Origin of the sequence: Rhizobium sp. YAF28 (genome assembly GCF_052113285.1) — a bacterium.
Lineage (GTDB): Bacteria > Pseudomonadota > Alphaproteobacteria > Rhizobiales > Rhizobiaceae > Rhizobium.
The window spans coordinates 266,795-292,670 of record NZ_JBFRCX010000002.1 but is presented as its reverse complement, the minus strand read 5'-3'; the positions used below and the strand labels follow the sequence as shown (position 1 = coordinate 292,670).

The 25,876-nt window shown below is 61.7% G+C and carries 27 protein-coding genes; 13 read left to right on the top strand and 14 right to left on the bottom strand.

Features of this window, described 5'->3' with window-relative positions:
* Positions 1 to 6: 6 nt before the first annotated feature.
* The 4 genes from AB4Z13_RS05735 to AB4Z13_RS05720 form a co-directional block, all read right to left on the bottom strand.
* Positions 7 to 381 (bottom strand): VOC family protein, encoded by a 375-nt coding sequence (locus AB4Z13_RS05735; protein ID WP_439014411.1) that lies wholly within the window; start codon positions 379 to 381, stop codon positions 7 to 9.
* A 6-nt stretch (positions 382 to 387) separates the two neighbouring features.
* Positions 388 to 564, bottom strand: coding sequence for a hypothetical protein (locus tag AB4Z13_RS05730; protein ID WP_439014410.1), 177 nt, complete (start codon positions 562 to 564; stop codon positions 388 to 390).
* Between the two features lie 115 nt (positions 565 to 679).
* The gene (locus AB4Z13_RS05725; protein ID WP_113323019.1) at positions 680 to 1,114 is read right to left on the bottom strand and encodes a DUF1801 domain-containing protein; all 435 of its coding nucleotides are present in this window, start codon (positions 1,112 to 1,114) and stop codon (positions 680 to 682) included.
* Between the two features lie 11 nt (positions 1,115 to 1,125).
* A complete protein-coding gene (locus AB4Z13_RS05720) occupies positions 1,126 to 1,566 on the bottom strand; it encodes a DUF1801 domain-containing protein (protein WP_439014409.1) in 441 nt (146 codons plus the stop codon).
* Between the two features lie 165 nt (positions 1,567 to 1,731).
* Between AB4Z13_RS05720 and AB4Z13_RS05715 the strand changes: the two genes are divergently transcribed.
* Positions 1,732 to 3,354, top strand: coding sequence for an ABC-F family ATP-binding cassette domain-containing protein (locus tag AB4Z13_RS05715; protein WP_113323017.1), 1,623 nt, complete (start codon positions 1,732 to 1,734; stop codon positions 3,352 to 3,354).
* Here the strand turns inward: AB4Z13_RS05715 and AB4Z13_RS05710 are convergent.
* Entirely contained in the window at positions 3,351 to 4,304 is a 954-nt protein-coding gene (locus AB4Z13_RS05710) for an SDR family NAD(P)-dependent oxidoreductase (protein ID WP_439014408.1), read from the bottom strand. The two genes, AB4Z13_RS05715 and AB4Z13_RS05710, sit on opposite strands and share 4 nt — an antisense overlap.
* A gap of 115 nt (positions 4,305 to 4,419) precedes the next feature.
* Between AB4Z13_RS05710 and AB4Z13_RS05705 the strand changes: the two genes are divergently transcribed.
* Together AB4Z13_RS05705 and AB4Z13_RS05700 are read left to right on the top strand one after the other, a co-directional pair.
* On the top strand, positions 4,420 to 5,331 hold the full coding sequence (locus AB4Z13_RS05705) for an AraC family transcriptional regulator (protein ID WP_439017183.1): 912 nt from the start codon (positions 4,420 to 4,422) through the stop codon (positions 5,329 to 5,331).
* A gap of 130 nt (positions 5,332 to 5,461) precedes the next feature.
* Positions 5,462 to 6,367, top strand: a complete 906-nt coding sequence (locus AB4Z13_RS05700; protein ID WP_113323014.1) for a S1C family serine protease — start codon at positions 5,462 to 5,464, stop codon at positions 6,365 to 6,367.
* Positions 6,368 to 6,423: 56 nt separating this feature from the next.
* On the opposite strand, the gene AB4Z13_RS05695 is transcribed toward AB4Z13_RS05700, so the two are convergent.
* Together AB4Z13_RS05695 and AB4Z13_RS05690 are read right to left on the bottom strand one after the other, a co-directional pair.
* On the bottom strand, positions 6,424 to 7,152 hold the full coding sequence (locus tag AB4Z13_RS05695; protein WP_037105163.1) for an esterase family protein: 729 nt from the start codon (positions 7,150 to 7,152) through the stop codon (positions 6,424 to 6,426).
* Positions 7,149 to 8,114, bottom strand: a complete 966-nt coding sequence (locus AB4Z13_RS05690) for an acetylxylan esterase (protein WP_439014407.1) — start codon at positions 8,112 to 8,114, stop codon at positions 7,149 to 7,151. The genes AB4Z13_RS05695 and AB4Z13_RS05690 overlap by 4 nt, the downstream gene beginning before the upstream one ends.
* 343 nt (positions 8,115 to 8,457) lie before the next feature.
* Here AB4Z13_RS05690 and otnK point away from each other — a divergent pair, with 343 nt between their 5' ends.
* Together otnK and otnC are read left to right on the top strand one after the other, a co-directional pair.
* On the top strand, positions 8,458 to 9,720 hold the full coding sequence (otnK, locus tag AB4Z13_RS05685; RefSeq protein WP_439014406.1) for a 3-oxo-tetronate kinase: 1,263 nt from the start codon (positions 8,458 to 8,460) through the stop codon (positions 9,718 to 9,720).
* The gene (otnC, locus tag AB4Z13_RS05680; RefSeq protein ID WP_439014405.1) at positions 9,713 to 10,348 is read left to right on the top strand and encodes a 3-oxo-tetronate 4-phosphate decarboxylase; all 636 of its coding nucleotides are present in this window, start codon (positions 9,713 to 9,715) and stop codon (positions 10,346 to 10,348) included. Before otnK ends, otnC begins: the two co-directional genes overlap by 8 nt.
* Here otnC and AB4Z13_RS05675 read toward each other — a convergent pair.
* Together AB4Z13_RS05675 and AB4Z13_RS05670 are read right to left on the bottom strand one after the other, a co-directional pair.
* On the bottom strand, positions 10,345 to 11,154 hold the full coding sequence (locus AB4Z13_RS05675; protein WP_439014404.1) for an endonuclease/exonuclease/phosphatase family protein: 810 nt from the start codon (positions 11,152 to 11,154) through the stop codon (positions 10,345 to 10,347). The genes otnC and AB4Z13_RS05675 overlap by 4 nt on opposite strands.
* Before the next feature lie 70 nt (positions 11,155 to 11,224).
* A complete protein-coding gene (locus AB4Z13_RS05670) occupies positions 11,225 to 12,139 on the bottom strand; it encodes an SDR family oxidoreductase (RefSeq protein WP_439014403.1) in 915 nt (304 codons plus the stop codon).
* Positions 12,140 to 12,241: 102 nt separating this feature from the next.
* On the opposite strand from AB4Z13_RS05670, the gene AB4Z13_RS05665 reads away from it, so the two are divergent.
* From AB4Z13_RS05665 to AB4Z13_RS05655, 3 genes are all read left to right on the top strand, one after another.
* A complete protein-coding gene (locus AB4Z13_RS05665) occupies positions 12,242 to 12,811 on the top strand; it encodes a TetR family transcriptional regulator (RefSeq protein ID WP_439014402.1) in 570 nt (189 codons plus the stop codon).
* A 103-nt stretch (positions 12,812 to 12,914) separates the two neighbouring features.
* Positions 12,915 to 14,066, top strand: a complete 1,152-nt coding sequence (ampC, locus tag AB4Z13_RS05660; protein ID WP_439017182.1) for a class C beta-lactamase — start codon at positions 12,915 to 12,917, stop codon at positions 14,064 to 14,066.
* Between the two features lie 129 nt (positions 14,067 to 14,195).
* A complete protein-coding gene (locus tag AB4Z13_RS05655; RefSeq protein WP_113322585.1) occupies positions 14,196 to 15,704 on the top strand; it encodes a mechanosensitive ion channel family protein in 1,509 nt (502 codons plus the stop codon).
* Positions 15,705 to 15,707: 3 nt separating this feature from the next.
* Here the strand turns inward: AB4Z13_RS05655 and AB4Z13_RS05650 are convergent, their stop codons facing one another.
* The gene (locus AB4Z13_RS05650; RefSeq protein ID WP_310377891.1) at positions 15,708 to 16,202 is read right to left on the bottom strand and encodes a YcgN family cysteine cluster protein; all 495 of its coding nucleotides are present in this window, start codon (positions 16,200 to 16,202) and stop codon (positions 15,708 to 15,710) included.
* A 187-nt stretch (positions 16,203 to 16,389) separates the two neighbouring features.
* Here AB4Z13_RS05650 and AB4Z13_RS05645 point away from each other — a divergent pair, with 187 nt between their 5' ends.
* From AB4Z13_RS05645 to AB4Z13_RS05635, 3 genes are all read left to right on the top strand, one after another.
* Positions 16,390 to 18,573, top strand: a complete 2,184-nt coding sequence (locus AB4Z13_RS05645) for a transglycosylase domain-containing protein (RefSeq protein WP_113322583.1) — start codon at positions 16,390 to 16,392, stop codon at positions 18,571 to 18,573.
* A 131-nt stretch (positions 18,574 to 18,704) separates the two neighbouring features.
* Positions 18,705 to 19,292 (top strand): DUF1214 domain-containing protein, encoded by a 588-nt coding sequence (locus AB4Z13_RS05640; RefSeq protein WP_113322582.1) that lies wholly within the window; start codon positions 18,705 to 18,707, stop codon positions 19,290 to 19,292.
* The gene (locus AB4Z13_RS05635; protein ID WP_113322581.1) at positions 19,285 to 19,833 is read left to right on the top strand and encodes a DUF1254 domain-containing protein; all 549 of its coding nucleotides are present in this window, start codon (positions 19,285 to 19,287) and stop codon (positions 19,831 to 19,833) included. The genes AB4Z13_RS05640 and AB4Z13_RS05635 overlap by 8 nt, the downstream gene beginning before the upstream one ends.
* 15 nt (positions 19,834 to 19,848) lie before the next feature.
* Here the strand turns inward: AB4Z13_RS05635 and AB4Z13_RS05630 are convergent, their stop codons facing one another.
* Positions 19,849 to 20,019, bottom strand: a complete 171-nt coding sequence (locus tag AB4Z13_RS05630; protein ID WP_439014401.1) for a hypothetical protein — start codon at positions 20,017 to 20,019, stop codon at positions 19,849 to 19,851.
* Positions 20,020 to 20,560: 541 nt separating this feature from the next.
* On the opposite strand from AB4Z13_RS05630, the gene AB4Z13_RS05625 reads away from it, so the two are divergent.
* Positions 20,561 to 20,770 (top strand): hypothetical protein, encoded by a 210-nt coding sequence (locus tag AB4Z13_RS05625; protein ID WP_439014400.1) that lies wholly within the window; start codon positions 20,561 to 20,563, stop codon positions 20,768 to 20,770.
* A 256-nt stretch (positions 20,771 to 21,026) separates the two neighbouring features.
* On the top strand, positions 21,027 to 22,079 hold the full coding sequence (locus tag AB4Z13_RS05620) for a DUF2336 domain-containing protein (RefSeq protein ID WP_113322594.1): 1,053 nt from the start codon (positions 21,027 to 21,029) through the stop codon (positions 22,077 to 22,079).
* A 160-nt stretch (positions 22,080 to 22,239) separates the two neighbouring features.
* Here AB4Z13_RS05620 and AB4Z13_RS05615 read toward each other — a convergent pair whose 3' ends face one another.
* The 3 genes from AB4Z13_RS05615 to AB4Z13_RS05605 form a co-directional block, all read right to left on the bottom strand.
* On the bottom strand, positions 22,240 to 23,826 hold the full coding sequence (locus tag AB4Z13_RS05615; protein ID WP_439014399.1) for an ABC-F family ATP-binding cassette domain-containing protein: 1,587 nt from the start codon (positions 23,824 to 23,826) through the stop codon (positions 22,240 to 22,242).
* A 124-nt stretch (positions 23,827 to 23,950) separates the two neighbouring features.
* Positions 23,951 to 24,289 carry a DUF1491 family protein gene (locus AB4Z13_RS05610; RefSeq protein ID WP_113322578.1) on the bottom strand — a complete coding sequence of 113 codons (339 nt, stop codon included), beginning with the start codon at positions 24,287 to 24,289 and terminating at the stop codon, positions 23,951 to 23,953.
* A 37-nt stretch (positions 24,290 to 24,326) separates the two neighbouring features.
* Positions 24,327 to 25,775 carry a methyl-accepting chemotaxis protein gene (locus AB4Z13_RS05605; protein WP_439014398.1) on the bottom strand — a complete coding sequence of 483 codons (1,449 nt, stop codon included), beginning with the start codon at positions 25,773 to 25,775 and terminating at the stop codon, positions 24,327 to 24,329.
* Between the last annotated feature and the right edge of the window lie 101 nt (positions 25,776 to 25,876).

Sequence of the window (25,876 nt, the reverse complement as noted above, 5' to 3'; positions counted from 1 at the left end):
CGCTGACTAATCGGAGGTGACGCAGAAATTGTTGCCTTCGGGATCGTTCAGCACGGTGTAATCGGCCGTCTCACGCACGAAGGTCGCGCCCAGAGAGATGAGGCGCGCGAGTTCTTTTGTCCGGTCGCCGACAGCGATATCGAGGTGAACGCGATTGCGGGCCGGACGCTCTCCCGGGCGAAGATGGAAGCAAAGGCGCGTTCCCGGTCCTTCGACCATCACCACCGGATCGGTTTCCGGCGTCAGGCCAAGCGTGGCAAGGCGGGCGATTTCCTCATCGTCGTAGGGCAAGACCGCATAGTCATCGAGCGCTTCGGCCCAGAAGCGGGCGACGCGGGAGGGCACATCGCAATCGATGACGATTTCCTTCAGCCGCCCCATGGTCACTCACGAATTGCCGGAGCGGCGCTGAGAAACACGCTCGGCGACAGCACCACCGACTACGGGCAGCAGGGCGAAAAGGACCAGCTGTGGCGTTCCTGTCAGCGTCAAAAGGCTGGACAGGAAAATGGCCACGAGCATTCCCGCCAGTGCGCCGGCCAGATAGGGAAGGTAACCCTTCAAGAGAGCCTCCGTCTTAGCGGGTTTCAATCGAAATGAGCTCGCAAGGCTCCACATAGGACGCTCCGCGGCATCGGCAATGACCAGTTGTTGCCCCAGATGCCTTTTACCCTCAGAACTAGGCGCTCGCTTTCTTCGATGCCGGTTTGCCCGCCGTGTTCAGCGCCACCGCGGCCTGCACCAGCGCCTTCAGCGCCGCCTCATCGATCTTATCCCCCTCGCGAATATCGATCGCCCGGCGCGTATTCCCTTCAAGGCTGGAGTTAAAAAGGTTGGACGGGTCTTCCACCGAAGCGCCCTTGGCGAAGGTCAGCTTGACCACCGCCTTGTAGGTTTCGCCGGTGCAGATGATGCCGGCGTGTTCCCAGACCGGGACGCCCCTCCATTTCCACGCCTCCTCCACCTCGGGATCGGCCTCGCGGATGATGGCCCTCACACGGGCGAGCGTTTCGCCGCGCCAGTCGACCAATTCCCTGATCTTGGCATCGATGCGTTCGGAGGGAGAGATTTCTTTCGGTTCCGCTTCCTTTTTCGTCGTCGCCGCTTTCTTCATGGTCTCTCTCCTTACATTTTCTCGCCCGGCAACAGGCTTGCCTGCCTGATCCAGTCGGCGAGCTGCGCCTCGTCGATCGGATCGTTCTCATGGATGTGGAAATAGCGCGTTTCCGCAGTCTTGGATTCTCCCGGCGGTATGGGCTGCAAAGCAGCGCCGCGGAAGAAGGCCAGCTTGATGTATTTGTTGAAGCAATGGATGCCGAGGAACCAGCCGTCGCCTTTCGTGCCGTAGAGCGGCGAGTTCCATTTGACGGCCTTGTGGGCATCTGGAACAGTGCGCATGATCAGTCCATCGAGGTGGCGGCCGACATTGCTTTTCCAGCCGGGCATGGCGGCGATATAGGCCTGGACGGGGCCATCGCCCTCGCCTTTGGCGATCTGCGGATTGCCGCCGGATAGCAGCTTGGGCTCTGCCGATTTTGCCGGCTTGCTGGACATCTTATTGACCATGGGCTCCTCCCCCTTGGGGATAATAAGGAAGCATCCCTCGATTTCCAGTCGTGCGGAATGGCCACAGCTGCAAAGATCACAGCTTGATGACGCGGAAAACCTGCGACACGGCGGCAAACCCGTGGCATAAGGGCGCCAAAATTCTCCCAAGCTCCCGCGTAAGACATGATCCGTATCGAAAATATCAGCAAGCAGAACAGCCACCGCATCCTCTTCATCGAAGCCACTGCCGCCCTCAATCGCGGCGAAAAGATCGGTCTCGTCGGCCCCAACGGCGCCGGCAAGACGACGCTTTTCCGCATGATCAATGGCGAAGAGCTGCCGGATGAAGGCCAGGTCTCAGTCGAAAAGCACGTCTCCATCGGCTACTTCAACCAGGATGTCGGCGAAATGTCCGGCCGCAGCGCGGTTGCCGAGGTGATGGAGGGGGCCGGCCCCGTCAGCATCGTCGCCGCAGAGCTGCGCGAGCTGGAAGCGGCCATGTCCGATCCTGACCGCATGGACGAGATGGATCAGATTATCGAGCGCTACGGCGAGGTGCAGGCGCGCTACGAGGAACTGGATGGCTATGCGCTGGAAGGCCGTGCCCGCGAAGTTCTGGACGGCCTGAGCTTCAGCCAGGAAATGATGGACGGCGATGTCGGTGCACTCTCCGGCGGCTGGAAGATGCGCGTGGCGCTCGGCCGCATCCTGCTGATGCGTCCCGACGTCATGCTGCTTGACGAACCGAGCAACCACCTGGATCTCGAAAGCCTGATCTGGCTGGAAGAATTCCTCAAGACCTATGAGGGCGCATTGCTGATGACCTCGCACGACCGCGAGTTCATGAACCGCATCGTCACCAAGATCATCGAGATCGATGCCGGCTCGCTCAACAGCTATTCCGGCGACTACGGTTTTTACGAGCAGCAGCGGGCGCAGAACGAGAAGCAGCAGCAGGCGCAGTTCGAGCGCCAGCAGGCGATGCTCGCCAAGGAAATCAAGTTTATCGAGCGCTTCAAGGCGCGCGCCAGCCATGCTTCGCAGGTGCAGAGTCGCGTCAAGAAGCTGGAAAAGATCGAGCGCGTGGAGCCGCCGAAGCGCCGCCAGACGGTGGCCTTCGACTTCCAGCCGGCGCCGCGCTCGGGCGAAGACGTCGTCAACCTCAAGAACGTGCACAAGAAATATGGCAGCCGTACCATCTATGAAGGGCTGGACTTCATGGTCCGCCGCAAGGAGCGCTGGTGCATCATGGGCGTCAACGGCGCCGGCAAATCGACGCTCCTGAAGCTGGTAACCGGCACGGCAGAGCCGGATGCCGGCAGCGTGGCGCTCGGCGCCAGCGTGAAGCTCGGCTATTTCGCCCAGCACGCCATGGACCTGCTCGATGGCGAACGCACGGTACTGGAATGGCTGGAAGATTCCTTCCCGCTCGCCGGCCAGGCGCCGCTACGTGCTCTCGCCGGCTGCTTCGGCTTTTCGGGTGACGACGTCGACAAGCGCTGCCGCGTGCTGTCCGGCGGCGAGAAGGCCCGCCTCGTCATGGCTCACATGCTGTTCGACCCGCCGAACTTCCTCGTGCTCGACGAGCCGACCAACCATCTCGACCTCGACACCAAGGAAATGCTCATCAAGGCGCTCGCCGATTTCGAGGGCACGATGCTCTTCGTCTCGCACGATCGCCACTTCCTTGCCGCCCTTTCCAACCGCGTGCTGGAGCTGACGCCCGATGGCATCCAGCAGTATGGCGGTGGCTATACGGAGTATGTCGAGCGCACCGGCTACGAGGCGCCCGGCATCCACGCTTAACGGCTGAACGCGTCTGCACCGGTCAGTTCCGCCGAGAACGCCCAGAGACGGGCCGCCTCGTCGGGATGGACGGCGTAAGCGCGCACGCTGGTTTCCGCACCGTCATCCGAGACGGATGCGATATCGCAGTCGGCGCAATAGAGGCCGCCAAGGTCTGCAAGCTGCGGCGAGGTTGCGGCCCAGACCTGCGTCGCGGCACCCTGCTCCGGTGTCTTGAACGTTGGGTCGGCCGCATTGCCGTCAGCGTCGATCCAGCCGGCGGCGACCATGTCTTCCTTCTCCAGGTGCCGCTGCAGCGGCGTCAGGATCTTGCCGGGATGCAGCGAGAAGGCACGCACGCCGGCATCCCTGCCCAGCCTGTCGAGTTGCACCGCAAAGAGCGCGTTTGCGGTTTTCGCCTGTCCATAGGCCTGCCACCGGTCGTAGCCCTCGGTGAACTGGACATCGTCCCAGCGGATGGGCGTGATGCCATGGGCACCGGAGGAGACGGCAACCACTCGGGCTCCCCTCGCCATCGCCGGCCAGAGGCGATTGACGAGTGCGAAATGGCCGAGATGGTTGGTGGCAAACTGTGCCTCCCAGCCCGGCCCGACCCGCGTTTCCGGGCAGGCCATGATGCCGGCGCTGTTGATGAGGATATCGGTCTTGCGGCCGGAGGCGACGAAGCGCTCGGCGAAGTCGCGGACGCTTTCGAGATCGGAGAGATCGAGCCTGTCGACCTCGACATTGGCGATGCCCGAGACCGCCTTGGCCGCCGCTTCCGGCTGACGCGCGCCGATCAGCACATGCGCGCCGGCCCGCGACAGCGCTTTCGTCGTCTCCAGTCCGAGGCCGGAATGGCCGCCGGTGACGATTGCCAGTCTGCCCGTGAGATCGATGCCCGCGAGCACGTCGTCGGCTGTGGAGCGAGCGCCAAAACCGGAGCCGATGGGGTGTTGTGTGTTTTCCATGGATGCCTCCTTCTGCTTTCGGCCGGAGACTAATGCGGTGGCGTCCATACGATCTATGCGTTAAAGTCCATGATATGTTTGCGATCGTCCGGATTTCCTTATGAGTTCTGTTTCCATGGATCCGCTTTCCGATGTGCTGGCGCTCTTGAAGCCGAAGAGCTACGTCTCGCTCGGGCTCGATGCCGGCCGTGACTGGGCGATCGATTTTCCGCCACCGCAGGGCATCAAGTTCAATGCCGTTCTCTCGGGCGGCTGCTGGCTGGAGGTGGATGGGGTCGCTGAGCCTGTGCGGCTGGAGGAAGGCGATTGTTTTCTGCTGACGCAGAGCCGGCCCTTCCGGATGATGAGCGACCGCAGCCTGCCGACGATCCCCGCCAATGACATCTATGCGCATGCTAAGGATGGTGTCGCGATCTGCAATGGCGGCGGCGCCTTTTTCCTCGTCGGCAGCCGCTTCGGCTTTTCCGGCGCAGGCGCCGATCTGCTCGTCGGCATATTGCCGCCGGTCGTCCATGTCAGCGAGCATTCGGATCAGGCCTCGGTGCTGCGCTTTGCGATCGACCAGATGGCGCGGGAGCTGCGCGGCCGCCACCCGGGCGGCTTCCTGATGACCGAGCATCTGGCGCATATCATGCTGATGCAGATCCTGCGGCTCTATCTCTCAGCACCCGATATCAAAGGCACCGGCTGGCTGTTTGCGCTCGCCGACCGGCAGATCGGCATGGCGATCGGCGCCATGCATGCAGAGCCGGCGCGGCGTTGGACGCTGCAGCAACTTGCTGCGATGACCGGCATGTCGCGCTCCTCCTTTGCCGAGCGCTTCAAGGAAAAGGTCGGAGCCGCGCCGATGGACTATCTCACACGCTGGCGTATGATGCTGGCGAGCGAGCGGCTCTCCAACAGCAGCGAGCCGATCGGCAAGATTGCACTTTCGCTCGGCTACGATTCCGAAAGCGCCTTCAGCACCGCCTTCAAGCGGGTGATGGCGCGCTCGCCGCGGCAATACAGCCGGGAAGCAGCAGGGTAAAAGACCGCAGGCTGCGGGTCTTGCAGAAACGACTGTCGTTTCATACCTATAGAAGGAATGGTATGCGTCCGGCCCTTGCCGGCCCTCGCTGCATTCCGAGCCTTTGTGCCCGCCTTACGAGGATGAAACCATGAATATCGACAGGATCCTGCGGTCAGTTGTGGCCGTTCGCGCCTCCATCCCCGAAGATGCCTTCACCGCGAATACGCTGGGCACCCGCCGGGAAGGAAGCGGCGTCGTCATCAGGGAAAACGGGCTGGTGCTCACCATCGGCTACCTGATCACCGAAGCAGACGAAATCTGGCTGACGCGCCATGACGGCAAGGTCGTACCTGGCCATGCGCTCGCCTATGACCAGGAAACCGGCTTCGGCCTCATCCAGTCGCTGGCGCCTCTCGACCTGCCGGCCATCGACATCGGCGACAAGGTCAAGACGACGGTCGGCGATGCCGTGATCTTTGCCGATGGTCTCGGCGAATTCGTGCAGGCCAATATCGTCGCCAAGCAGGAATTTGCGGGCTACTGGGAATATCTGCTCGACGAGGCGATCTTCATCGCACCCGCGCATCCCTCCTGGGGCGGTGCGGCGCTGATCAGCGACGACGGCAAGCTGCTTGGCATCGGTTCGCTGCGCCTGCAGATGGTTCAGGACGAAGAGGTCGCCGATATCAACATGGCCGTGCCGATCAACCTCCTTCCGCCGATCCTTGACGACCTGCTTAACCGCGGCCAGATCGACAGGCCGCCGCGCCCCTGGCTCGGCGCCTTTTCGGCTGAAAGCAACGGGGAAGTTGTCGTCATGAGCGTTGCCAAGGGCAGCCCGGCCGCGCAGGCCGGCCTGCAGCAGGGCGACGTGATCTCGGAAATCCGCGACGGCGAAGTGGACGGGCTTGCCGATTTCTACCGTAAGGTCTGGAAGAGTGGCCCGGCAGGCGCTGAAATCCCGATGCGTGTGCTGCGGAACGGCCGCGAGGCCTGGCTGCGGATCAAATCCGCCGACCGCAACAGCTTCCTCAAGAAGCCGCTGATGCAGTGAATCAGATATAGAGCGGCGCCATCCGGCGATGCCTAGATATAAACATCCGGCGATGCTCATATATAAAGGGGCGCCATCCGGCGCCAGGCACCGGCGCGGTGCGCCCTGCCATCCCAGAAATGCAGCCGATGGCCGACACCCATGTCAGCGAGAAGGCGGCTGAGATAGCGATTGTTATCGAGGAACGGATCCTCGTTGCCGATCGTCAGCACGATATCCACCTGCCGCAGCTTTTCCAGCCGCCAATCGCAGGCAAGGCCCGGCAGGAAATGTGTCGGCATGTGGAAATAGACCGTGTCGTCGTAATAACCGTCGAAGAGATCCGAGAAGGATTCGACCTTCATCGTCAGGTCGTAGCGGCCGGAAAAGGCCACCAGCTTGCGGAAGAGATGCGGGTGGCGGAAGACGAGGCTGGCGGCCTGGAAGGCGCCGAGGCTGCAGCCGTGGACGATGGTGCATTCGTGGCCGTTGCGGCTCTCCATCAGCGGCAGAACCTCGTTCAGCACATATTCCTCGAAAGCGATATGGCGACGGATACGATCGGCCGGATGGCGGCCGAAGTCGTAGAAGGTTTCGCCCGCGAGGCCCTCGATGCAGAACAGCTGCAGATGACCGGCCTCGAGCTTATCGGCGAGGCTGGCAACGATTCCGAGATGTTCATATTCCCAAAAGCGCCCTTCCCGCGTTGGGAACATCAGTACTTTGGCGCCGGCATGCCCGAACACCAGAAGCTCCATGTCACGATGGAGCCGATCGCTGTACCAGCGCAGATATTCTCGGTTCATAGACCCCTGAAAAACCGCCCGACTCGCTCGCGCAGCACAGTTTGCTGCACTGCACTATCAGCATAGTCGAAATGCCCGGCATCCAGGATGAAGATTTCATTAAATTTTGATTTCGGCAAAGCGTTGGCCACCGTGAACTGACAGGGGGGTGCAACCGCCGGATCGAAGAGGGCGACGGCGGCCAGCATCGGCACGGTGATGCGGGTCGCTGCCGTTGCGGCATCGAAGAGCCGCAACTTTTCGAAAACACCCGCGTGCGTCTTTGCATAATCCTGCACCGAATGGGCGCTGCCGACCGTCGGCAATGTTAGCCACAGCTTGCGGTTACCAAAGGTCGGTACCGTCAGATGGCCGCGGGCAATACGTTTATCGAAGGGAATGCCGAGCGCGCCGATGCCGCCGCCGAAGCTGATGCCGCTATAGCCGATATGGCCATCAAGCGCGGGATAGAGCGATAGCAGCGCCGACACTGCAACCCAGAGATCCTCAACGCAGCCGCCGATCACGTAATGATCGGGATCATCGATGTCGTGGAGCACATGCCAGGGCGCGTCAGGCGAAATCGGCGGATGGGCGCTGCGCGACATGCCGCGGAAACAGGGAAAGAGGATGGCGGTGTCCTCGACCGGAATATCGAATTCAGGCTGGTCCCTGCCTCCATAACCGTGGCCAACGACGAGGCCGCGCTTGACCTCGCCCTTGCGGGGCGTGAGCAGCCAGCCGCCGATGCGGACGTCATCCGTGGACGTGTAGACAATATCGCGTACCTGCCAGTCCGGATGGGTATCCTTGCTTGGGCTCAAGCGCGGCTCAGGCTTCACCGCCAGCGCCCTGGCATAACGCTTCTGCCAAAAGGCATCGAATCCCTCAGGCGCTTCCGGCGGGCGGATTGCCTGCAGGTCGGCAAGCGTCATGCCGTAGGTGGGGTCGAAGTCGAAAGGGTATTCTGTCGGGATGCTCATGCCATGCTTGTTGCCGCGAAACCGGTCTCGGAGCAAGGCCGACTGCCAATTCCAACCCACAATCAAACCGGACCCTCCGCCCGAAATTGCGTGACAGCCTTGCCCGGCTGGTCTTAACTAGAAACGCACCGTGCCTGCCGACTCAGGCGGCGGCGCGTTTTGGTTTGCGTTCACATCATCCGTCGGAAGGACCGCTTCAGATGAAAATCCTTGTGATCGGCGCAGAGTTTGGATGCCAGCCCCACCCTTTCGCTCGGCTTCACAGCCGAGACATCCTTTGACGACATTATCTGCGTCCATATCGAGGACGAATTGAACAACAGACTGCCGGAGCCTGCCTGACATGCTGCTTGGAGCCATTGCCGACGATTTCACCGGCGCCAGCGATCTAGCCAACACCCTTGCCCGCGGCGGCATGTCGACGATGCAGTTCGTCGGCCCCGGCCGCGGCAAAGTGAATTGCGAAGCCGGTGTGGTGGCGCTGAAGACGCGCTCGATCTCGGTCGAAGATGCGGTGTTGCAATCCATGGATGCGGCGCGCTGGCTGCTGGATCAGGGCTGCGAGCAGATCTTCTTCAAATATTGCTCGACCTTCGATTCCACACGTGAAGGCAATATCGGCCCGGTGGCCGAGGCCCTGCAGCGGCTGACGGGCGCCGATGTCACCGTGTTCTGCCCGGCCTTTCCGGCGACCGGAAGGCGGGTCTTCATGGGCCACCTCTTCGTCAAGGACAAGCTGCTCAGCGAATCCGGCATGGAGAACCATCCGCTGACGCCGATGACGGATCCCGACATCCGCCGCTGGCTGCGGCACCAGACCCGCGGCAGTGTCGGCAGCATTACGCTCGATACGGTGCGCGAAGGTTCCGGCGCCATCCGCAGCCGCCTGCGCGACGAACTGACCGATGGCAACCGCCTCGTCGTCGTCGATGCCATCGAGGATGCCGATCTGATAACCATCGGTGAAGCTGTCGCCGACCATGCGCTGGTAACCGGCGGGTCGGGAGTGGCGCAGGGGCTGGTGCGTAATTTCGCCAAGCTTGGCAAGCTTTCCGGTATTCCCGCCGAAGTGCCTATCGTTGCTGGCCCCGGCGTCGTCCTCTGTGGCTCCTGCTCGCTCGCCTCGCAGAACCAGGTCGCTTGCCATCTGGAGAACCATCCAGGCCTGTCGATCGATCCAGCAGCCATCGTGCGCGGCACCATGTCGGTGGAGCGCGCCGCCAGCTGGGTCGCCGCCAATGCGGCCGACAATCCGATCGTTTACTCCACCACCTCGCCGGATGTCGTGAGCTTCGTGCAGCAGCGCTTCGGCCGCGAGGAATCGGCAAAGATCCTTGAGGATTTCTTCGGCGGCCTTGCCAAGCGGCTCGCCGATTCCGGCACATGCCAGATCGTCGTCGGCGGCGGGGAGACCTCTGGTGCGGTTGTTGAGGCACTCGGCCTCAAGCATATGACCATTGGTGCGGAGATCGATCCCGGCGTGCCGGTTCTGGTGTCCGAGCGCGGCCGGCCTGCGCGGCCGATCGGACTCGCGCTGAAGAGCGGCAATTTCGGCTCGCCGGATTTCTTCGCCAAGGCTCTGGACAGGATTGCAGGCCATGAATGAGGCAGCGCTGCGCGAAGCCATCGTCCGCTGGGGAAAATCGCTTTTCGAGCGCGGGCTTACGGCCGGCTCCTCGGGCAATATTTCGGTAAAGACCGCAGACTTCTATCTCGCAACGCCGACCAATTCCTGCCTGGGCTTTCTCGATCCTGAGCGGCTGTCGAAACTCGACAAAGACGGCAAGTCCCTCTCGGGCGATGCGCCGACAAAGGAACTGCCGCTGCATTTCTCCTTCTATGAGAAACGGCCGCAGACGGGCGCGGTCGTACATCTGCATTCCACCTATGCAACTGCCCTTTCCTGCCTTGCCGATACCGATCCCAAGGACGCCATTCCACCATTGACGCCCTATGTGGTGATGCGCGTCGGCAAGGTGCCTGTCGTGTCCTATACACGGCCGGGCTCGGTTGACGTAAAGCCACTGATTGCTGAAATCGCCGGCGAGCACAGCGCCGTGCTGCTGGAAAACCACGGGCCGATCGTGTCGGCTGCCACGCTCGATTCCGCCGTCTTCGCGATCGAAGAGCTGGAAGAGGCGGCAAAGCTTTCGATCATTACGCGCGGCATGAAGGTGCGACAGCTCAATAGTGAGCAGATTGCCGACCTGGAGCGGCACTTTAAGCTGCGCTAGGTAAGATCAATCAACAGAGCCCGGTGATCGGAAACTTCGGGAGCCTCCACCACCTCGAAGCGCTTCACCACCACTTCCGGCGTCACCAGCATATAGTCGGCAAAGCGTCCATCCTTCGGATAGAGCGAGGTGCGGGTATCGGTAAAACCCCTGCCGGTGACGAGATCGTTGAGGCCGAGGCGGCCAAGCTTTTCGAAGGTTACGCTGTCAGGCAGCACGTTGAAATCGCCGCAGACGACCAGGCGTTCATCACCCGGCCAGACACGTTCGATCAGCTCGACGAGCGCATCCGCCTGCGCATGCCGAGCCGGAATATCGCCCTTGCCGGCGGGATCACGCAGGCCGTGGAGCTGGGCGATGGTGACGGAAAAGCCGCCGGCATAATCGAACAGGCGAATGCAATGGGCATTGCGCGAACGCGGATGCTCACCCCAGCCATTGGACGAGAAACCGCCATGGATGAAGTCCACCGCCTGGGCGATTACCGCATGCGACTTACGCACGAAGGTGGCAATGCCGAATTCGGTCGGGAAGACCGCCTCGCCGTGAAAGAGATGCCCCCGCGCGAATGGACAGAAGAAGCCGTCATGGTCAGGGAGGACGGCGGCAATCTCGTCATAGAGATGGGCGCGCTGCGGCAGCACAACGCCGCCATCACGATATTCCAGCCATCCCGGCGTATCGGCTGCGGACCGGACTACCTCCTGCAGGCAGAAGACGTCGGCATCCACATTTGCCAGATAGTCGATCAGTGGCGCGTGGATGCTGCCGCCCCAGGCATTCAATGAAATGATACGCAAAGCCATGCGAACTCCCTCTTCGTCGAGAGACTAGCAGATTCGCATGGGGATCGATCCCTCGGGCGGCAGCGTCTGATCAGCGATATCCAGTGTCATCCGCCGGCTTACCAGGTTCCTGCACTTCGGCGAGGTAACGCCAGCAGTCCGGCCGCGTGCCGTCGAGATCGGTGAAACCGTAGGCATCGGCCAGCTGGAAGCTTGAGAGCGACTGACCGTTCCATCTCTTGCGGTCGGGATCGGCGGCCAGTGCAGCCACTCCCCGGCCGGTGAAACGCGGCGTTTCCGAGATGACGAAATGCGGCTGGACTTTTGTGCCGTCGCGCCAATTTTCTTCCTTAACCCCATAGATTTCCAGCATCATTTCCGAGCGCATCCAGCCGGGTGAGAGCGAGACGGCAGTGGCACCATGCGCTGCCAGATCTTTGGCATGCGCCCAGGCCATACGGTTCGTGCCCGTTTTCACCAGATCGTAATAGGGGCAGAGCCTGTAATGCGTGGCATTATAATCCGCCGTGCCATCCGTCATCTCCACCAGCAATCCGCCCGGCTGCTCGATCATCAGTGCCAGCGCGTAATGGGCGGTGATGAAATGGGTGTCGATGGCAAGCCGCAGCATGCGCAGGCCCTTGTCGAGGGAATGCTCCCAGACCGGCTTGTTCCACTCCGTCAGATGCTCGCCGCCCCAGATATCGTTGACGAGGATATCGAGCCTGCCCTCCTCCGCGCGAATGCGGGCAACCAGCGCTTCGACTTGCTCCGGCACCAGATGATCCACCTGCACGGCGATGCCACGCCCACCTGCCGCGCTCACCAGTTCGGCGGTCTCCTCGATGGTCTCAGGCCGGCCGTATTCGGATTGCTGCGTGCGGGTCGTGCGGCCAGTCACATAGACGGTCGCGCCTGCCGCGCCCAGTTCCACCGCAATGCCGCGGCCGGCGCCGCGCGTTCCGCCGGCAACAAGCGCCACCTTTCCCTTTAAGTTCGCTGTCACTTCGCTGTCCTCCCCGCTAGAAGCAATTAACCGGCCCAGTCGGCTTACTTGTATATAAACGAATGTTCGTTCATAAATATGGCGAACGCAAGAGGGAATTTCATGCCGCGTCCGCGCACGCTTTCAGATGAACAGCTGCTTTCGATGGTTCTCGATGTGATCCAGTCCGAGGGGCCGGATGCGGCGACCTTTGCGGCGGTCGCGAAGGCAAGCGGCCTTTCCGGCTCGACACTGGTGCAGCGCTTCTCTACCAAAGCCGGCATGCTGCGCGCCGCCCTGCTCCACGCCTGGGACCGGCTGGACGCGGAAACGGCGCGGCTTGCCGATACGCTGCCGAAGACCGCGGACGGAGCGATCGCGCTGCTGACCGGCCTTTCCCAGGACTATGGCGATAATCCCGCCTCCTATGCGGAAGGCCTGCTTCTACTGCGCGAGGATTTCCGCGATCCGGTTCTCCGCGCTCGTGGCGCGGCCTGGGGTGCTGCCCTGACGGCAGCGATTGCCGAGCGTTTCGGGGGACAGGGGCAAGCGCAGACCATTGCCCGGCTGATGCTCTCGCAATGGCAGGGATCGCTGCTCTGGTGGGGCTTCTCGTCCGAGGGAGCTGTAGCCGACTACGTCCAGCGGGAACTACGGCTCTTTCTCGCCGCCCTCGAGCCCAAATTAAACTAGGGTCTCCTGCGAGTTCTTATCGTTTGTGGAGGGACAAAGGGCCACGCTATCGACCGTGTGTCGGCCATATTGCCGGATGCACAGAGAGGAACCGCTAGTGAATATGAGACACTGCCTCATCGCCCTCGCCTTGTCGGCGAGCCCGCTCCATGCAGCAGACATGACGGACAAAGCGTTCCAGGAGATGGTCGATCGCGTTTTTCAGCCGGTAATTAGGAAATACGACATCCCGGGACTGGCCGTCGGCGTGACGATCAACGGCTCGGAATTCTATTACACCTATGGTGAAGCCTCGCGCGAGACGAAAGCACCCGTCACCAGCGACACGATCTTCGAGCTCGGCTCCGTCAGCAAAATTTTTAATGTCACGCTTGCCGCACTTGCCGAACAGCGCGGCCTGTTGTCGATGGACCAGCCGGTTTCGACCTACCTGCCGGAGCTCAAGGGCGGCGCCTTCGACAAGATCACCCTCGTCAATCTCGCCACCCACACGTCAGGCGGCCTGCCGCTGCAGGTGCCGGATAGCGTGAATGACGATGCCGGGCTGATGACCTATCTGAAAAGCTGGAAGCCGGCCTATAAGGCAGGCACCATGCGCTCCTATTCCAATGTCAGCATCGGCCTTCTCGGGCGGATCTCCGGTGAGCGTTTTGGCGGCACTTACAGGCAGGCGGCCGAAGGCAAGTTGTTTCCCGCCCTCGGTCTCAAGAGCACCTTCATCGCGGTTCCGCTTGACGTCATGGATCGCTACGCCTTCGGTTATTCCAACGCCAATAAGCCGGTCCGCGTCGGACCCGGCGTCCTTGAGGACGAGGCCTATGGCATCAAGACCACGGCCCGCGACATGGTGCATCTGCTGGAACTCAATTTGAAGCCGGGTGCTCTGGCACCCGAATTCAAGGCCGCGATCGAGAAGACGCATATGGGCTATTTCGATACGGCCTATTACACGCAGGACATGGTCTGGGAACAATATGCCTGGCCCGTGGCGCTCAAGAAGCTCCTCGACGGCAACTCGGCCAAGATGAGTCTGGAAAGCCAGCCGGTCAAACAGCGGGCGAAGCCGCTTGCGCCGCAAAGCGCGGTGCTGATGAACAAGACCGGATCGACGAACGGCTTCGGCGCCTATGTCGTTCTGGTGCCGAAGGCGCATATCGGCCTGACGGTGCTGGCGAACCGGAACTATCCGAACCCGGTACGTGCCGAAACGGGGCTGAAGCTCATCCAGGCGCTGGAAGCTTACGCGGCGAAATAGCTCAAATGGCCGGCCGGGCAAAATCCCGGCCGGTATTATCAACGGTCACGACACCCTATCCATTCGTGTCAGAGGACAGGACTTCTTCTTCCGTGATATAGGGTCCAACGCCCAATCAGGATGTACTGCATGTCATGGCAGATGCTGGAAGATCCGCTGTATCAGTTTATTGTTCTCGTTCTGGCCAGTGCCGCGGCGCGGTTCATTTTCGGACGGGAACCTGCCTTCCGGCTGATCGCCAACTTCATCTTCTTCGCGCTGCTGACCTTGCTGCTCGTGAAGCACGAGATTGCCCCCTATACGTCCGATATGGGCAAGGCCGACGATCTCTTCCGGCGCATCTTCGTCGGGGTCGCCAAGGCCGTCTGGTGGATAGGCGGCGCAATGGTGCTGGCGAGCTCGGTGCGGCTCTTCCTGATTTTCGAGCGCAAACCACGCGAGGGGCGCCTGCTGCAGGATCTCGTCGTCGCCATCATCTATCTCGGCGCCGGGCTTTCGGTCGTGGCTTACGTCTTCGGCGCGCCGATCGGCACGCTGATTGCTACATCGGGTGTCTTCGCCATCGTGCTCGGTCTTGCGCTGCAGAGCACGCTGAATGACGTATTCTCGGGCATCGCACTCAATCTCGGCCGGCACTATAGCGTCGGCGACTGGATCGTCCTCGACGATGGCGTGCAGGGCCGCGTGGTGGAAACGAACTGGCGTTCAACCCATCTTCTGAACGGCACCAACGACCTCGTCATCGTTCCCAACAGCGCGCTCGCCAAGGCGCGGCTGACGAACCTGACGAGCCCTGAAGAAGCCCATGGCGTCTCGCTGAAGATCCGGGTTGTTCCCTCGATCCCACCGGCGACCATCGAAGAGACGATGCGCACGGTACTTTTGAGCAGCAACGCCATCCTGAAATCCCCTACCCCTGTTGTCAGCGTCACGGGGCTCGACAGCAATGCCATCGAGTTTGAGCTCTCTTTCCGTGTCTCCGGACTGGGCGAAGCGACGGCTGCCCGGAACGAAGTCTACGATCTCGTCTATCGTCACACCAAGGCGTCAGGCCTGCAGCTTGCGCCACCCGCCGGGTCGACGCTTCCCCCGGTTGCCGATCCGCTGGAAGCGGCCGGAAAGCACCCGAATTCGGCCTGGCGGCTGCTGAACGCCATCCCGCTCTTCTCAACACTGACGGAAGACGAAAAGGAGTCGCTCGCGGCCGACATGAAACGGCTGAATTTCCGCAAGGATGCGCTGATCGCGACGCAGGACACCTCGCTGACCTCCCTGATGATCGTGCGGCGCGGCGTTGCCGTCGTGGAGCGGATCGAGGGCAACGAGATCATCGAGCTCGCCAGAATTGCACCCGGCGATCTATTCGGGGAACGCGGCGTGCTGATGGGTGCGCTCGAGCCGGCCAATATCCGCGCGCTCACATCCGTCATCGTCTATGAAATCGCCAAGGACCATCTCGCCGCGATCATGCAGGAACGGCCGGCGCTTGCCGAAGAGCTGGGACTGCTGCTGTCGCGCCGGATCGAATCCGAGAAACATCACTTCAGCGCCGGCGTATCGGCTGAAGGCAGCCATCCGACGACGCTGACGACGCGCATCCGGCATCTGTTCCAGATCCCCCATGGCACCTGGCCGTAGCGGTCAGCCAGCCTTTTCTTCGGCTTCCCGGTTTTTTTCGGCGTCCTCTCCGACCGTCAGCGGCCAGTCGACGACATAATCCTCGAAATCATCGACATCGACGTCGTTTTCGCTGATGGTGCGGCCGCGGGCCGAGATGCCGGCAGCGTGGACGGTTTCCGGATCCCCTGATACCAGCGGGTGCCACCAGTAGAGATCACGGCCCTCATTGACGAGGCGATAGCCGCAGGTCGGCGGCAGCCATGCGATCTCGGAGACGTTCTCCTTGGTGAGTTGAACGCAGTCAGGCACGAAATCCCAACGGTTCGGATAGCTGGAACATTGACAGCTCTCGCTATCGAGCAGCTTGCAGCGGACCGAGGTGAAATAGACGTCGCCGCTATCCCATTCCTCGATCTTGTTGAGGCAACAGAGGCCGCAGCCGTCGCAGAGGCTTTCCCACTCCTCGGCATTCATTTCGGCAAGCGTCTTGCGCTTCCAGAAGGGCAGATCGTTCATCGTTCGTTTCTTGCAACAGCCGCCCGCAAATTCGCGTGACGACCGTTCAACTCTCTTGTTCTTGTGCGCAAAATCAACCAATCATTCAACATGCTCCGGCTATCCGGAGAGTTGCGGCCCCTTTCAGGCCCCGCTCCTGCGTCCGGATTTCACGGCCGCCGAGCGTGCTCAGGCGGGAATATAGGACGTGCAGGATCCGGACAACCCAGATAATGGGCCAGACGAGCCCGAAAACGGGCAAGGCAAGAAGCCTCAGAAGCAGCAGTCGAGAAACCGACACCTGCTGTTGCGTATCGATTCATGGATCGACTCGACCGTCTGGAACGCTGGCTTCCGCGCTGCAGAAATCTGGGAAGACACCACCATTTTCTTTCGCCGCTTTCGCGTTCGCGGCTGGAAACGTGCGGTGTTCGAACTCGCCGGCGAAGGGCTGACGCTCGGGGCCGTCGGTTTCGTGCTGATGCTGGCGCTCGCGCAGCCGGCTTTCGAGGCCACCAAGGAAGACTGGCGCAACCGCGGCGATTTTGCCGTCACCTTTCTCGACCGCTATGGCAACGTCATCGGCCATCGCGGCGTGATCCATCAGAATTCCGTGCCGATCGACGAATTGCCGGATTCGCTGATCAAGTCCGTCATCGCGACCGAAGACCGCCGCTTCTTCGACCATTTCGGCATCGACGTCATCGGCCTCTTCCGCGCCATGGTCACCAATGCCCAGGCCGGCGAAGTCGTGCAGGGCGGTTCGACGCTGACGCAGCAGCTCGCCAAGAACCTGTTCCTTTCCAACGAGCGCTCGATCGACCGCAAGATCACCGAGGCCTTCCTGGCGTTCTGGCTGGAAGCCAACCTTTCCAAGAAAGAGATCCTCGCGACCTATCTCGACCGCGCCTATATGGGCGGTGGCACATTTGGTGCGGCGGCTGCGGCGCAATTCTATTTCGGCAAGAGCATCACCGACGTGAACCTCGCCGAATCCGCGATGCTGGCCGGCCTCTTCAAGGCGCCGGCCAAGTATGCTCCGCACGTCAACCTGCCGGCGGCGCGCGGCCGCGCCAACGAGGTGCTGACCAATCTGGTTCAGAGCGGACTGATGACCGAGGGGCAGGTGATCGCCGCGCGGCGCAATCCCGCCACCGTCGTCGACCGCAATGAAGTGGAATCGCCCGATTTCTTCCTCGATTGGGCCTTCGACGAGGTGCAGCGTCTGTCGCCGCGCTTCCATCAGCGCTCGCTGATCGTGCGCACGACGATCGACATGGGCATCCAGCAGGCGGCGGACGATTCCATCGAGACGTCGCTGCGCGAATATGGCGAAGCCTATCACGCCAAGCAGGGCGCGATGGTGATGATCGAGAATGGCGGTGCCGTGCGCGCCATGGTCGGCGGACGCGATTATGGCGAGAGCCAGTTCAACCGCGCCACCAAGGCGCTGCGCCAGCCGGGCTCCTCCTTCAAGGTCTATACCTATTCGGTGGCCATGGAGAGCGGGATGACGCCGAAGACGACGATCATCGACGCGCCCATCTCCTGGGGCAACTGGAGCCCGCACAATTACGCAAACCATTATGCGGGCCGCATCACGCTGGAAACCGCGGTCGCCCAGTCGATCAATACCATTCCAGTGCGCCTGGCCAAGGAAAAGCTCGGCATCCAGCCGATCCGTGCCATGGCCAAAGCCATGGGCGTCGAAACGCCGATCCGCGACGACGTGACGATCCCGATCGGCACGTCCGAGGTGACGGTGCTGGACCAGGCGACCGCCTATGCGGTGTTCCCGACCGGCGGCTATCAGTCTCGTCGCCACGGCATCACGCAGGTTCTCGATTATGACGGTGACGTCCTCTACGACTTCGATCGTGACGAGCCGCCCGCCCAGCGCGTGCTGTCGGAACAGGCCGACAGCTACATGAACCAGATGCTGTCGCGCGTGCCCTATGTGGGTACGGCGCGCAAGGCAGCACTCGACAATGGCGTCGTCACCGCCGGCAAGACGGGCACGACGCAGGCCTATCGCGATGCCTGGTTCGTGGGCTTCACCGGCAACTACACCTGCGCCGTCTGGTTCGGAAACGACGACTATACGTCGACCAACAACATGACCGGCGGCTCGCTGCCTGCCATGACCTTCAAGCGCGCCATGGACTATGCCCATCAGGGTGTCGCGCTGCGCCCCATCCCCGGTATCGAAAACCCGCTGCCATCCGAAAAGGATGTCGCCAAGGCCCAGGCCAGCAAGCCGAAGGACGGCGTGCCGACCCTCATTCGCCCGCGCATGCTCTCCGTGCAATCGACAAACATTCTCAAGGGCATCGGCGAGAAACTGAAGGATGCTGCACCGCTCGAGGTACAGAAGGTCGCGAGCGCGGAGTGATGCTTCGGCTGTTTTAGTCAAACCGACATATCTGGTTTGCCAAGACTTGGGGGACACATCGCCTCACGGCATTCCACCCTGCCAGAATCAGTGGTAACCCTTTCAACTGATTTGATCTTCAAGGGCGCAAGGTGTTTCGGTTTCCCCTTTTCATCCTAATCACGCTGATCGTCGCCTTCGGCGGCGGCATCATGATTTCGCTTTATGCGCTGGATGCAACGCAGGGATTCGGGGCGATCAAGCTCGGGGCCTGGGAGGCCTTTCCGGAACTCCAGACCGTCGACGCAGACCCCTACGCAAAGTCGCATCGTGCGCGCGCAGGCAAGCTGCTCTATGGCAGTGCCGAGGGCCTGACCTTTACAGCGAGTGTGGACGATAGCGGCGAGCGGCTGAACGCTGCCTGCCGCTACCGCATCATCGGCCAGACGCCGCCGGCGCGGCTGTGGACGCTGTTTACCGCCGACAATGCCGGCAATCCCGCCTCGTTGCAGGCGACCCTGCCAGCAGCGCTGAATTCATGGACGGTGCTGCGACAGCCCGATAGCAGCTTCACCATCGACATTGCCGCACGCGCTGAGCCCGGCAACTGGCTGGCGCTGCCGCAGGCCGGCACATTCCGGTTGGTGCTGACGCTATTCGATACGCCGACTGCCGGCAGCTCCGGCGTGATCGACCTTTCGATGCCGAAGCTGACCAAGATCGGATGTGGCAATGCTTAGGGTGTTCTTCGCCCTCCTCACCGGGCTTTTCGGCGCAGCACTTCTGCACCTCGTCATCATTCTCGCTCTGCCACACTTCACCGGCCGCGATGCCGCAACGCGCGTGGAGGCTGAGGGCGATCCGAACACTTTCTATCTGCTTACCGGCCGCTATGACGAAGCAGGGCTCGCCAATGGCGATCCCTTCGTGCGCACCGCCGTCTGCTCCTTCGATGTGAGCGAGGCTCCGGTGCATTTCACCGCCAAGGGCAATGTGCCCTTCTGGTCAATCGCGATCTATGACAGCGCCTCGAACGAGGTCTTCAGCATGAACGACCGCACCTCCGTCGGCGGCGCGCTCGACGTTGTTACGGCAAGCCCGATCCAATTGACGGACCTCCGGAAGAACCTGCCGCAGGAACTGCAGCAGACGATCATGGTGGAGATGGCACATCCTGAGGGGTATGCGGTGCTGCGCACGCTGGCGCCGCAGGCAAGCTTCGACGAAGCCGCGCGAGCCTTCCTGACGGAAGCGACCTGCGATGAACTCGACGCCCGCTAGGGTTGTTTTCGTGAGTTACTTGTTATTGACGCGCGGCGCAGAATGCGCCGGATTTTTCTTCGGGGTTTCGACGATCCGTTCGTAACGGACGCCGGTGAACCAGAGGATTTTTGCTTCGCGGGGCTCTTTACCCATGCGGCGCGGCTCCTCACGCAGCCGGTCCGCCAATGCGACTACAATTGCCATTCTCGTCTCCATGCACTGCCCGAGACGGATGAACTTGCGATGGATTTCACCCTGCCCGCCATGCTGCGGGCCAGCGCGTCCTCAAGCGCCGGATGAACCGGACCGAGGGCATTCGCGCCTTTCTCACGGCACCTGACCGAAATACCGTGATGTTGCGGAGCTTCCACGATCCATATTCCCAAATCGCGTCGTTCCTGTCCGAATTGAGACACACGACCGTTAACAGATTACTAATATTCAGCCACTGCTTTGGGCAGTCTGCTCGGCATTGAGATAACGCGCAGAATGGTTGTTTGGTTTCAGTCGCGAAAAAGAAAAGGCCGGCTGAAAGCCGTCGGATAAAATTAGAAACAATTCAGATAGTTAACAGCCCCTCTCCGCTGAAACGGCCGTTGCACCGCAGGTGTTGCAAATATGCGTCACAAAAATATTAATTGCCGCAAGGGTGGATGGGTGTATTCTCGCCCCATCGGCCAAAAGTTTAAGGCATTGGCCGCCTGGGAGATTGTACGTGCTCTTGCTGCCATACGGAGAGCAACCCATGCCCCTTCTATACAACGCCACATTCACGTCAGAAGATCTGGATATATTGCGTAGCGCGCTGGATGCCTGGTGCGCGGAAAAGCAGATCGACATCAGAAGTGTCGAAGCGCAGTTTGCTGCTTCGACCGCGCTCGACCTTTTTTACCAGTCGGGCCATGACGACCACGACAAACTGCTGTCGGCACTCAGAGGCCACAAGGGCCTCTAGATTATTTGCCGGCTATTTATCCACATCTTTAAAAACTGGAAATCGCCCCGCTTCCGGGGCGTTTGATTTTATTTTGCCGGCTCACCAATCCACGACACGCGAAACGTGTATATTTCTGTTGCATTTTAATAGAATCTTCAGCATCCATTAACCGTGCCGGTGTAGGATTTGTTCATAACCGTATGTCTGACATGCGTCCCGCCAGCGCTTGTCGGCCCACGGTCTCCCGCTTGTTCTGCGTTTTCGGGGTGTTCTTGTGCGTGACCGGTTTCGAGACCTAGAGGGCCCCATGGCCATCAGGAAGAAGGACGTGGTGTTAATGGCGACTGTCAGCAGTTTCGAGAACCTGTCACATCCGACACGCTCCGAACTGCGCCAGTTTGCCGAACTCTTCATGCCGCTTTTCCAGGCCTCCTCCGAAGAGGCAAGACGCCAGGCCGTAGCAGCTCTTTCCCAATGCGAGAACATGCCGGCAGCAGTTGCACTGTTCATCGGCAACCAGCCAATCGAAGTCGCCGCACCTTTCCTCGCTGCCTCCAAGGCAATCAGCGACGATACGTTGATCACCATTGCCCGCACCCATGGTGCTGCGCATGTGAAGGCGATCGTCAGCCGGGATTCCCTGTCGCCGAAGGTCATCGATGCGCTGGTGGCGCTGCGCCAGGCCGAGCCGCGCCCATCCTCCGCCGCACCGGCCGAGCAGCCGGCTATGCCGCTTTCGCCGATGCCTGCTGCACCCGAAGTGGACCAGCAGGAAGCAGAACGCATTGCCAATGAAGAGGCGCTGCGCGAGCGCATCCGAAGCCTTGCCGGCCATCTCAGCCGCAACGATGAGGATCGGCTCGGCCTTCGCTCGCTGTCCGACATTCAGGAGGCGCTGCTGGTGCGCTTTGCCCGCTCGCGGGAAGCCACGCATTTCGCCACCGCACTTGCCGATGCGCTGTCTGCCAGCCGCTGGCTTGCCGAGCGCATCATGCTCGACCTCTCCGGCCAGCAACTCGCCACGACGCTGACGAGCCTCGGCATGGGCTTTCTCGATTCCGTCTTCGTGCTAGAAAAGCTCTATCCGCATCTTGCTGAAGTGCAGCACAATGTCAGCCGCGCCTTCCTCGTTCTCGATGCGCTGGACCCGGAAGAGTGCCATGCCCGTGTCGAGGCATGGCGCCGCGCCGACAGCTATACCTACAATCCGCAAAGCCCGGCAGCAGCCCAGCCGGCACCCGCAGCACAGCCACAGGCCGCGCCGGCCTATCGCTTCATCCGGCAGGCGCCGGTGCGCGACCTCAAAAGCGTCAACCGGGCGCGCTAACCGTCAAACAATCGCGTCGGTCCCGCGGCGGCGCGACGCGATATTATGCGCTTAAAGGCATTGCTGACGGCGCTCTTCGCGCTTTTCGCTGACCGACTCAGAGGCTACCGAGCGGCTCTGGTCGCTCAGCGAAAAGCTGCTCGGCATCTCCTTCACGTAACTATCTTGCAGGCAATTCCAGCCGACGCGCGATGCCGACCATCTCCAGAAACACCTCGTCATGGCTGACGATCAGCAGTGCGCCGTCATAAGCCCGGAGACCCGCTTCGACGGCGGCGATGGAATCGATGTCGAGATGGTTGGTCGGTTCATCGAGGATCAGCAGCGCCGGCGGTGTCGCGCCGCCGAGGACACAGGCAAGGCCAGCGCGCAGAAGCTGGCCGCCCGACAAAGTGGAAACGATCTGCAGCGCTGCATCCGCCCGGAACATGAAGCGGGCGAGTGCTGCGCGGCAGGCATTCTCATCCGATTGCAGGTTCAGCCGCCGGAAATTGTCGCGGATCGAGGTCGCGGGGTCGAGCAGGCTGACGCGCTGGTCGAGCATCGAGACGGAGGTCAGCACACGAACCGTTCCTTCCCACGGCTGCAGATCGCCTGAAATCAGCGCGAGCAACGTCGTCTTGCCCGAGCCGTTTGGGCCGGTAACGGCAATACGTTCGGGGCCGGTGATATCGAAGGACAGTTTGCGGATGATGGGTTCGTCCGTCTCGTAACCGGCCGTGACGGCGTCGATCTTCAGCACCGATCTGCTTGGCGGCAGGCCGGTCGAGGGCAGCTTGACGGAGAGCGGCTGCAGGATCTCGATGCGCTTGCGCGCCTCCTCGGCATCCTCGAGCGCCTGCGTGTGACGCCGTTCGGCGAGGCGGGCATTCTCGCCACTGGTACTCTCCGCCTGCCGCTTCAGGCCGCCGGCGATGATGCGCGGCATGTCGCCCTTGGCCGCTTTCTTCTTGCCGGCGCTGTCCTTGCGGGCCTTGCGCTCAGCCGTTTCCTGCGCGCTGCGGGCGACCTCCGCCACACGTTTCTTGGCGTCCGCCAGATCGTGCTCGGCGGCGGCAAGTTCCAGCGCCTTGCGGGCGCGGTAATCGCTCCAGTTTCCGCCATAGCGGGTGGCGCCCAAAGTCGTCAGCTCGACAACGGCGTCCATCGTCTCCAGCAGTTCCCGGTCATGGCTGACGACCAGAGCACCGTGGCGCCAGCCGCTGAGAAGCGAGATCACCGCATCGCGCCCATCCCGGTCCAGATTGTTGGTCGGCTCGTCGAGGATGAGGAAATCCGGATCTTCGAAGATCAGGGCGGCGAATGCTGCACGGGTGCGCTGGCCGCCGGAGAGCGCTGCCAGCAGCGTCAGCGGCCCGGCGGCGAGGCCGGCGCGCTCCAGTGCGGCTTCCATGCGGGCTTCGAGTGTCCAGTCGGCAAGGGCAAGCTCATCGGCGCTCGCTTCGCCACTTTCGGCGCGGTGGAGAATGGCAAGCGCCTGCGCCGCACCGAAGAGATCGGCAACCGTTTCATCCGGCCCGACCTGCACGCTCTGGCGCAGTATGCCTATCGTGCCGGATACGGCGACAGAGCCGGTCTGCGGCTGCAGTTCGTCGGCAACCAACTTCAGAAGCGTGGTCTTGCCAACGCCGTTGCGACCGACGAGGCCGGTGCGCTCAGCATTGAAGCTCAGATCGATATTGGAAAAAAGCGGCCGGCCGTCAGGTGTGGACCACGAAAGATTGGAAAGTGTAATGGATGCAGGCATGGAAATCCCCGATGGCAAGGCGAATTGGCATTGCGATCAGGTTGGAATCCATTTTGCACCGTCCTGTTGGTATTGCGGATGGCGGTAAACTAGGCGGGAATTGGCGTAAATTCAAGGCAGGCCGTCAGCCGGCCATCGGGATGAGTTCCGAGACCTTGTCTGTCTCCAACTCGACAATCCAGAGATCGGGGTCGAACTTGCGCTCGCGGTCCAGCATCTCCCGCACCTTGTCCGGCTCGGCGCGCTCCAGCCTGACTTCGAACAGGCGGTCGCCGCTGCTCTCCTCATCGAAGAAACTCTGCGGGGCTGGCGCATAGAGGGTTTCGAGGCCGTCACGGAAGCGCTGGCGGATGAAGATGGCACCGGCCTGCTCAGCGCCCTTCTTTTCCACGGCAGCAAAATCGCCCGCGGAGAAAACCCTGCGGACGAGAGCGGAAACGTAGATATCGGCGCGCAATCTCATGGGCGCGGTATAGACCGTGCGGCAGGTGGCGGCAACGCTATACCTTGACCGCCAGCCGCAGGCCGCCCCAATGCCGGCCGCGGACGGTGATCGGGGCGGAAATATCCTTCATCATGACAAAATTGCCGCCGCCCATGTCCCGTCGATAGGTCTGGACGAGGAAGGGCGCGGTGCTCCTTCCGGCGGCAAGGCCGACGCGATCGTTGAAGATGCGGCGGTTGCGGCAGTTCGCAGTATTCCAGACGATATCGCCCGGCCGCTGCGGCTCAGAGAACTTGCGGTTATGGGTCGGGAGGTAGCCATTTTCATCGATGGCGGCGCAGAAGGCGATGCGCTGGTCGGAGCCGGCCACCGGCTCCTGGATCGGCGGCAGCAGGCGGTCGGTGAGATCAGTGAAGGGGGCCATCATCTGCACCGGATCGGTGCCTGATATCGGCTGGTACTGGCGGTTGAACAAGCTCTCCATGCCGATTGCGCCTTCGGCAACGGCACGCTCGAGAGCATGCGATATCTTGCCAGCGACGGATTGCGCCTGTTCGATCCAGTGGCGGTCGGCGGTTTCCACGCCGGCGCTCGCGGTCAGCTGGATCAGCGTTTCCGACAGACCGACGACGCTGTCGACGCGTTTTGCCGCCTGCTGCAGTCGGCCGTTGGAATCCAGCACCTCGGCGGACATTTCGCCGAGCTTGGCAACGAAGCCGGCGCAATCGCGGTCCACGGCCTCGGTCGTATTGGCCATGACGGCGGATGAATCGAGGATGCGGGTGATGACATGCTCCATGCTTTCGAAGGCGCCGCGCATTGCCTCAGACTTTTCGCTGACGCCAGCAGCACTCTTGCGCGCGCCGCCGCCGACAGTCGAGAGACGATCGATCTTGACGCGAAGCTGCTCCAGCGTTTCCTGAATGGAGCCCGTCGCCTTGGAAGTCTGCAGCGACAAAGCGCGGATCTCAGAGGCGACGACGGCAAAGCCCTTGCCCGCCTCGCCGGCGCGGGCGGCCTCGATCGCTGCATTGAGCGCCAGAAGATTGGTCTGGCGGGCGATGGTGCTGATTTCGGCGGCCACCTTGTCGACGTCGGTCAGTGAGCGGGAGAAGCCTGCGATTTCCGTGCTGATCTCTTCCGATGACTGAACCATATGGCGGATTTCCTCGACCGAACCGGACAGGCGATCGGCCGATTCCTTCAGCATGTGGCGCGCTTGTGCGGCGGTACTATCCGTCTCACGCAGCGAAACGGCGACGGAACGGTTGGTCTCGGCGATGGAAAGGGCTGTGCGGGTGACGTCATCGAAGGCGGCGGCATGGCGGGCGGACATCGCCGCCATGTCCTGGATGGCGCCGGCTATATCGACGAGGTCGACGCCGAGCGTGGAGGCCTCTTCGGCAAGGCGCGAGAGGATATGGCGCAGAGCGTCGCGATCCGGTCCATCCGGTTCGTGGGCCGGGCTTACGGCATTCTCCTCCACTGCCTTCAACGCCTGCATGATCCAGCTCCCCCAAGCTACATTAGAGAAGCTTCAAACAACATGGTTAACAATTGTCTAAGAATATCGGGGCTTAGACTTAGGTCTTAGGGCCTCTGCCC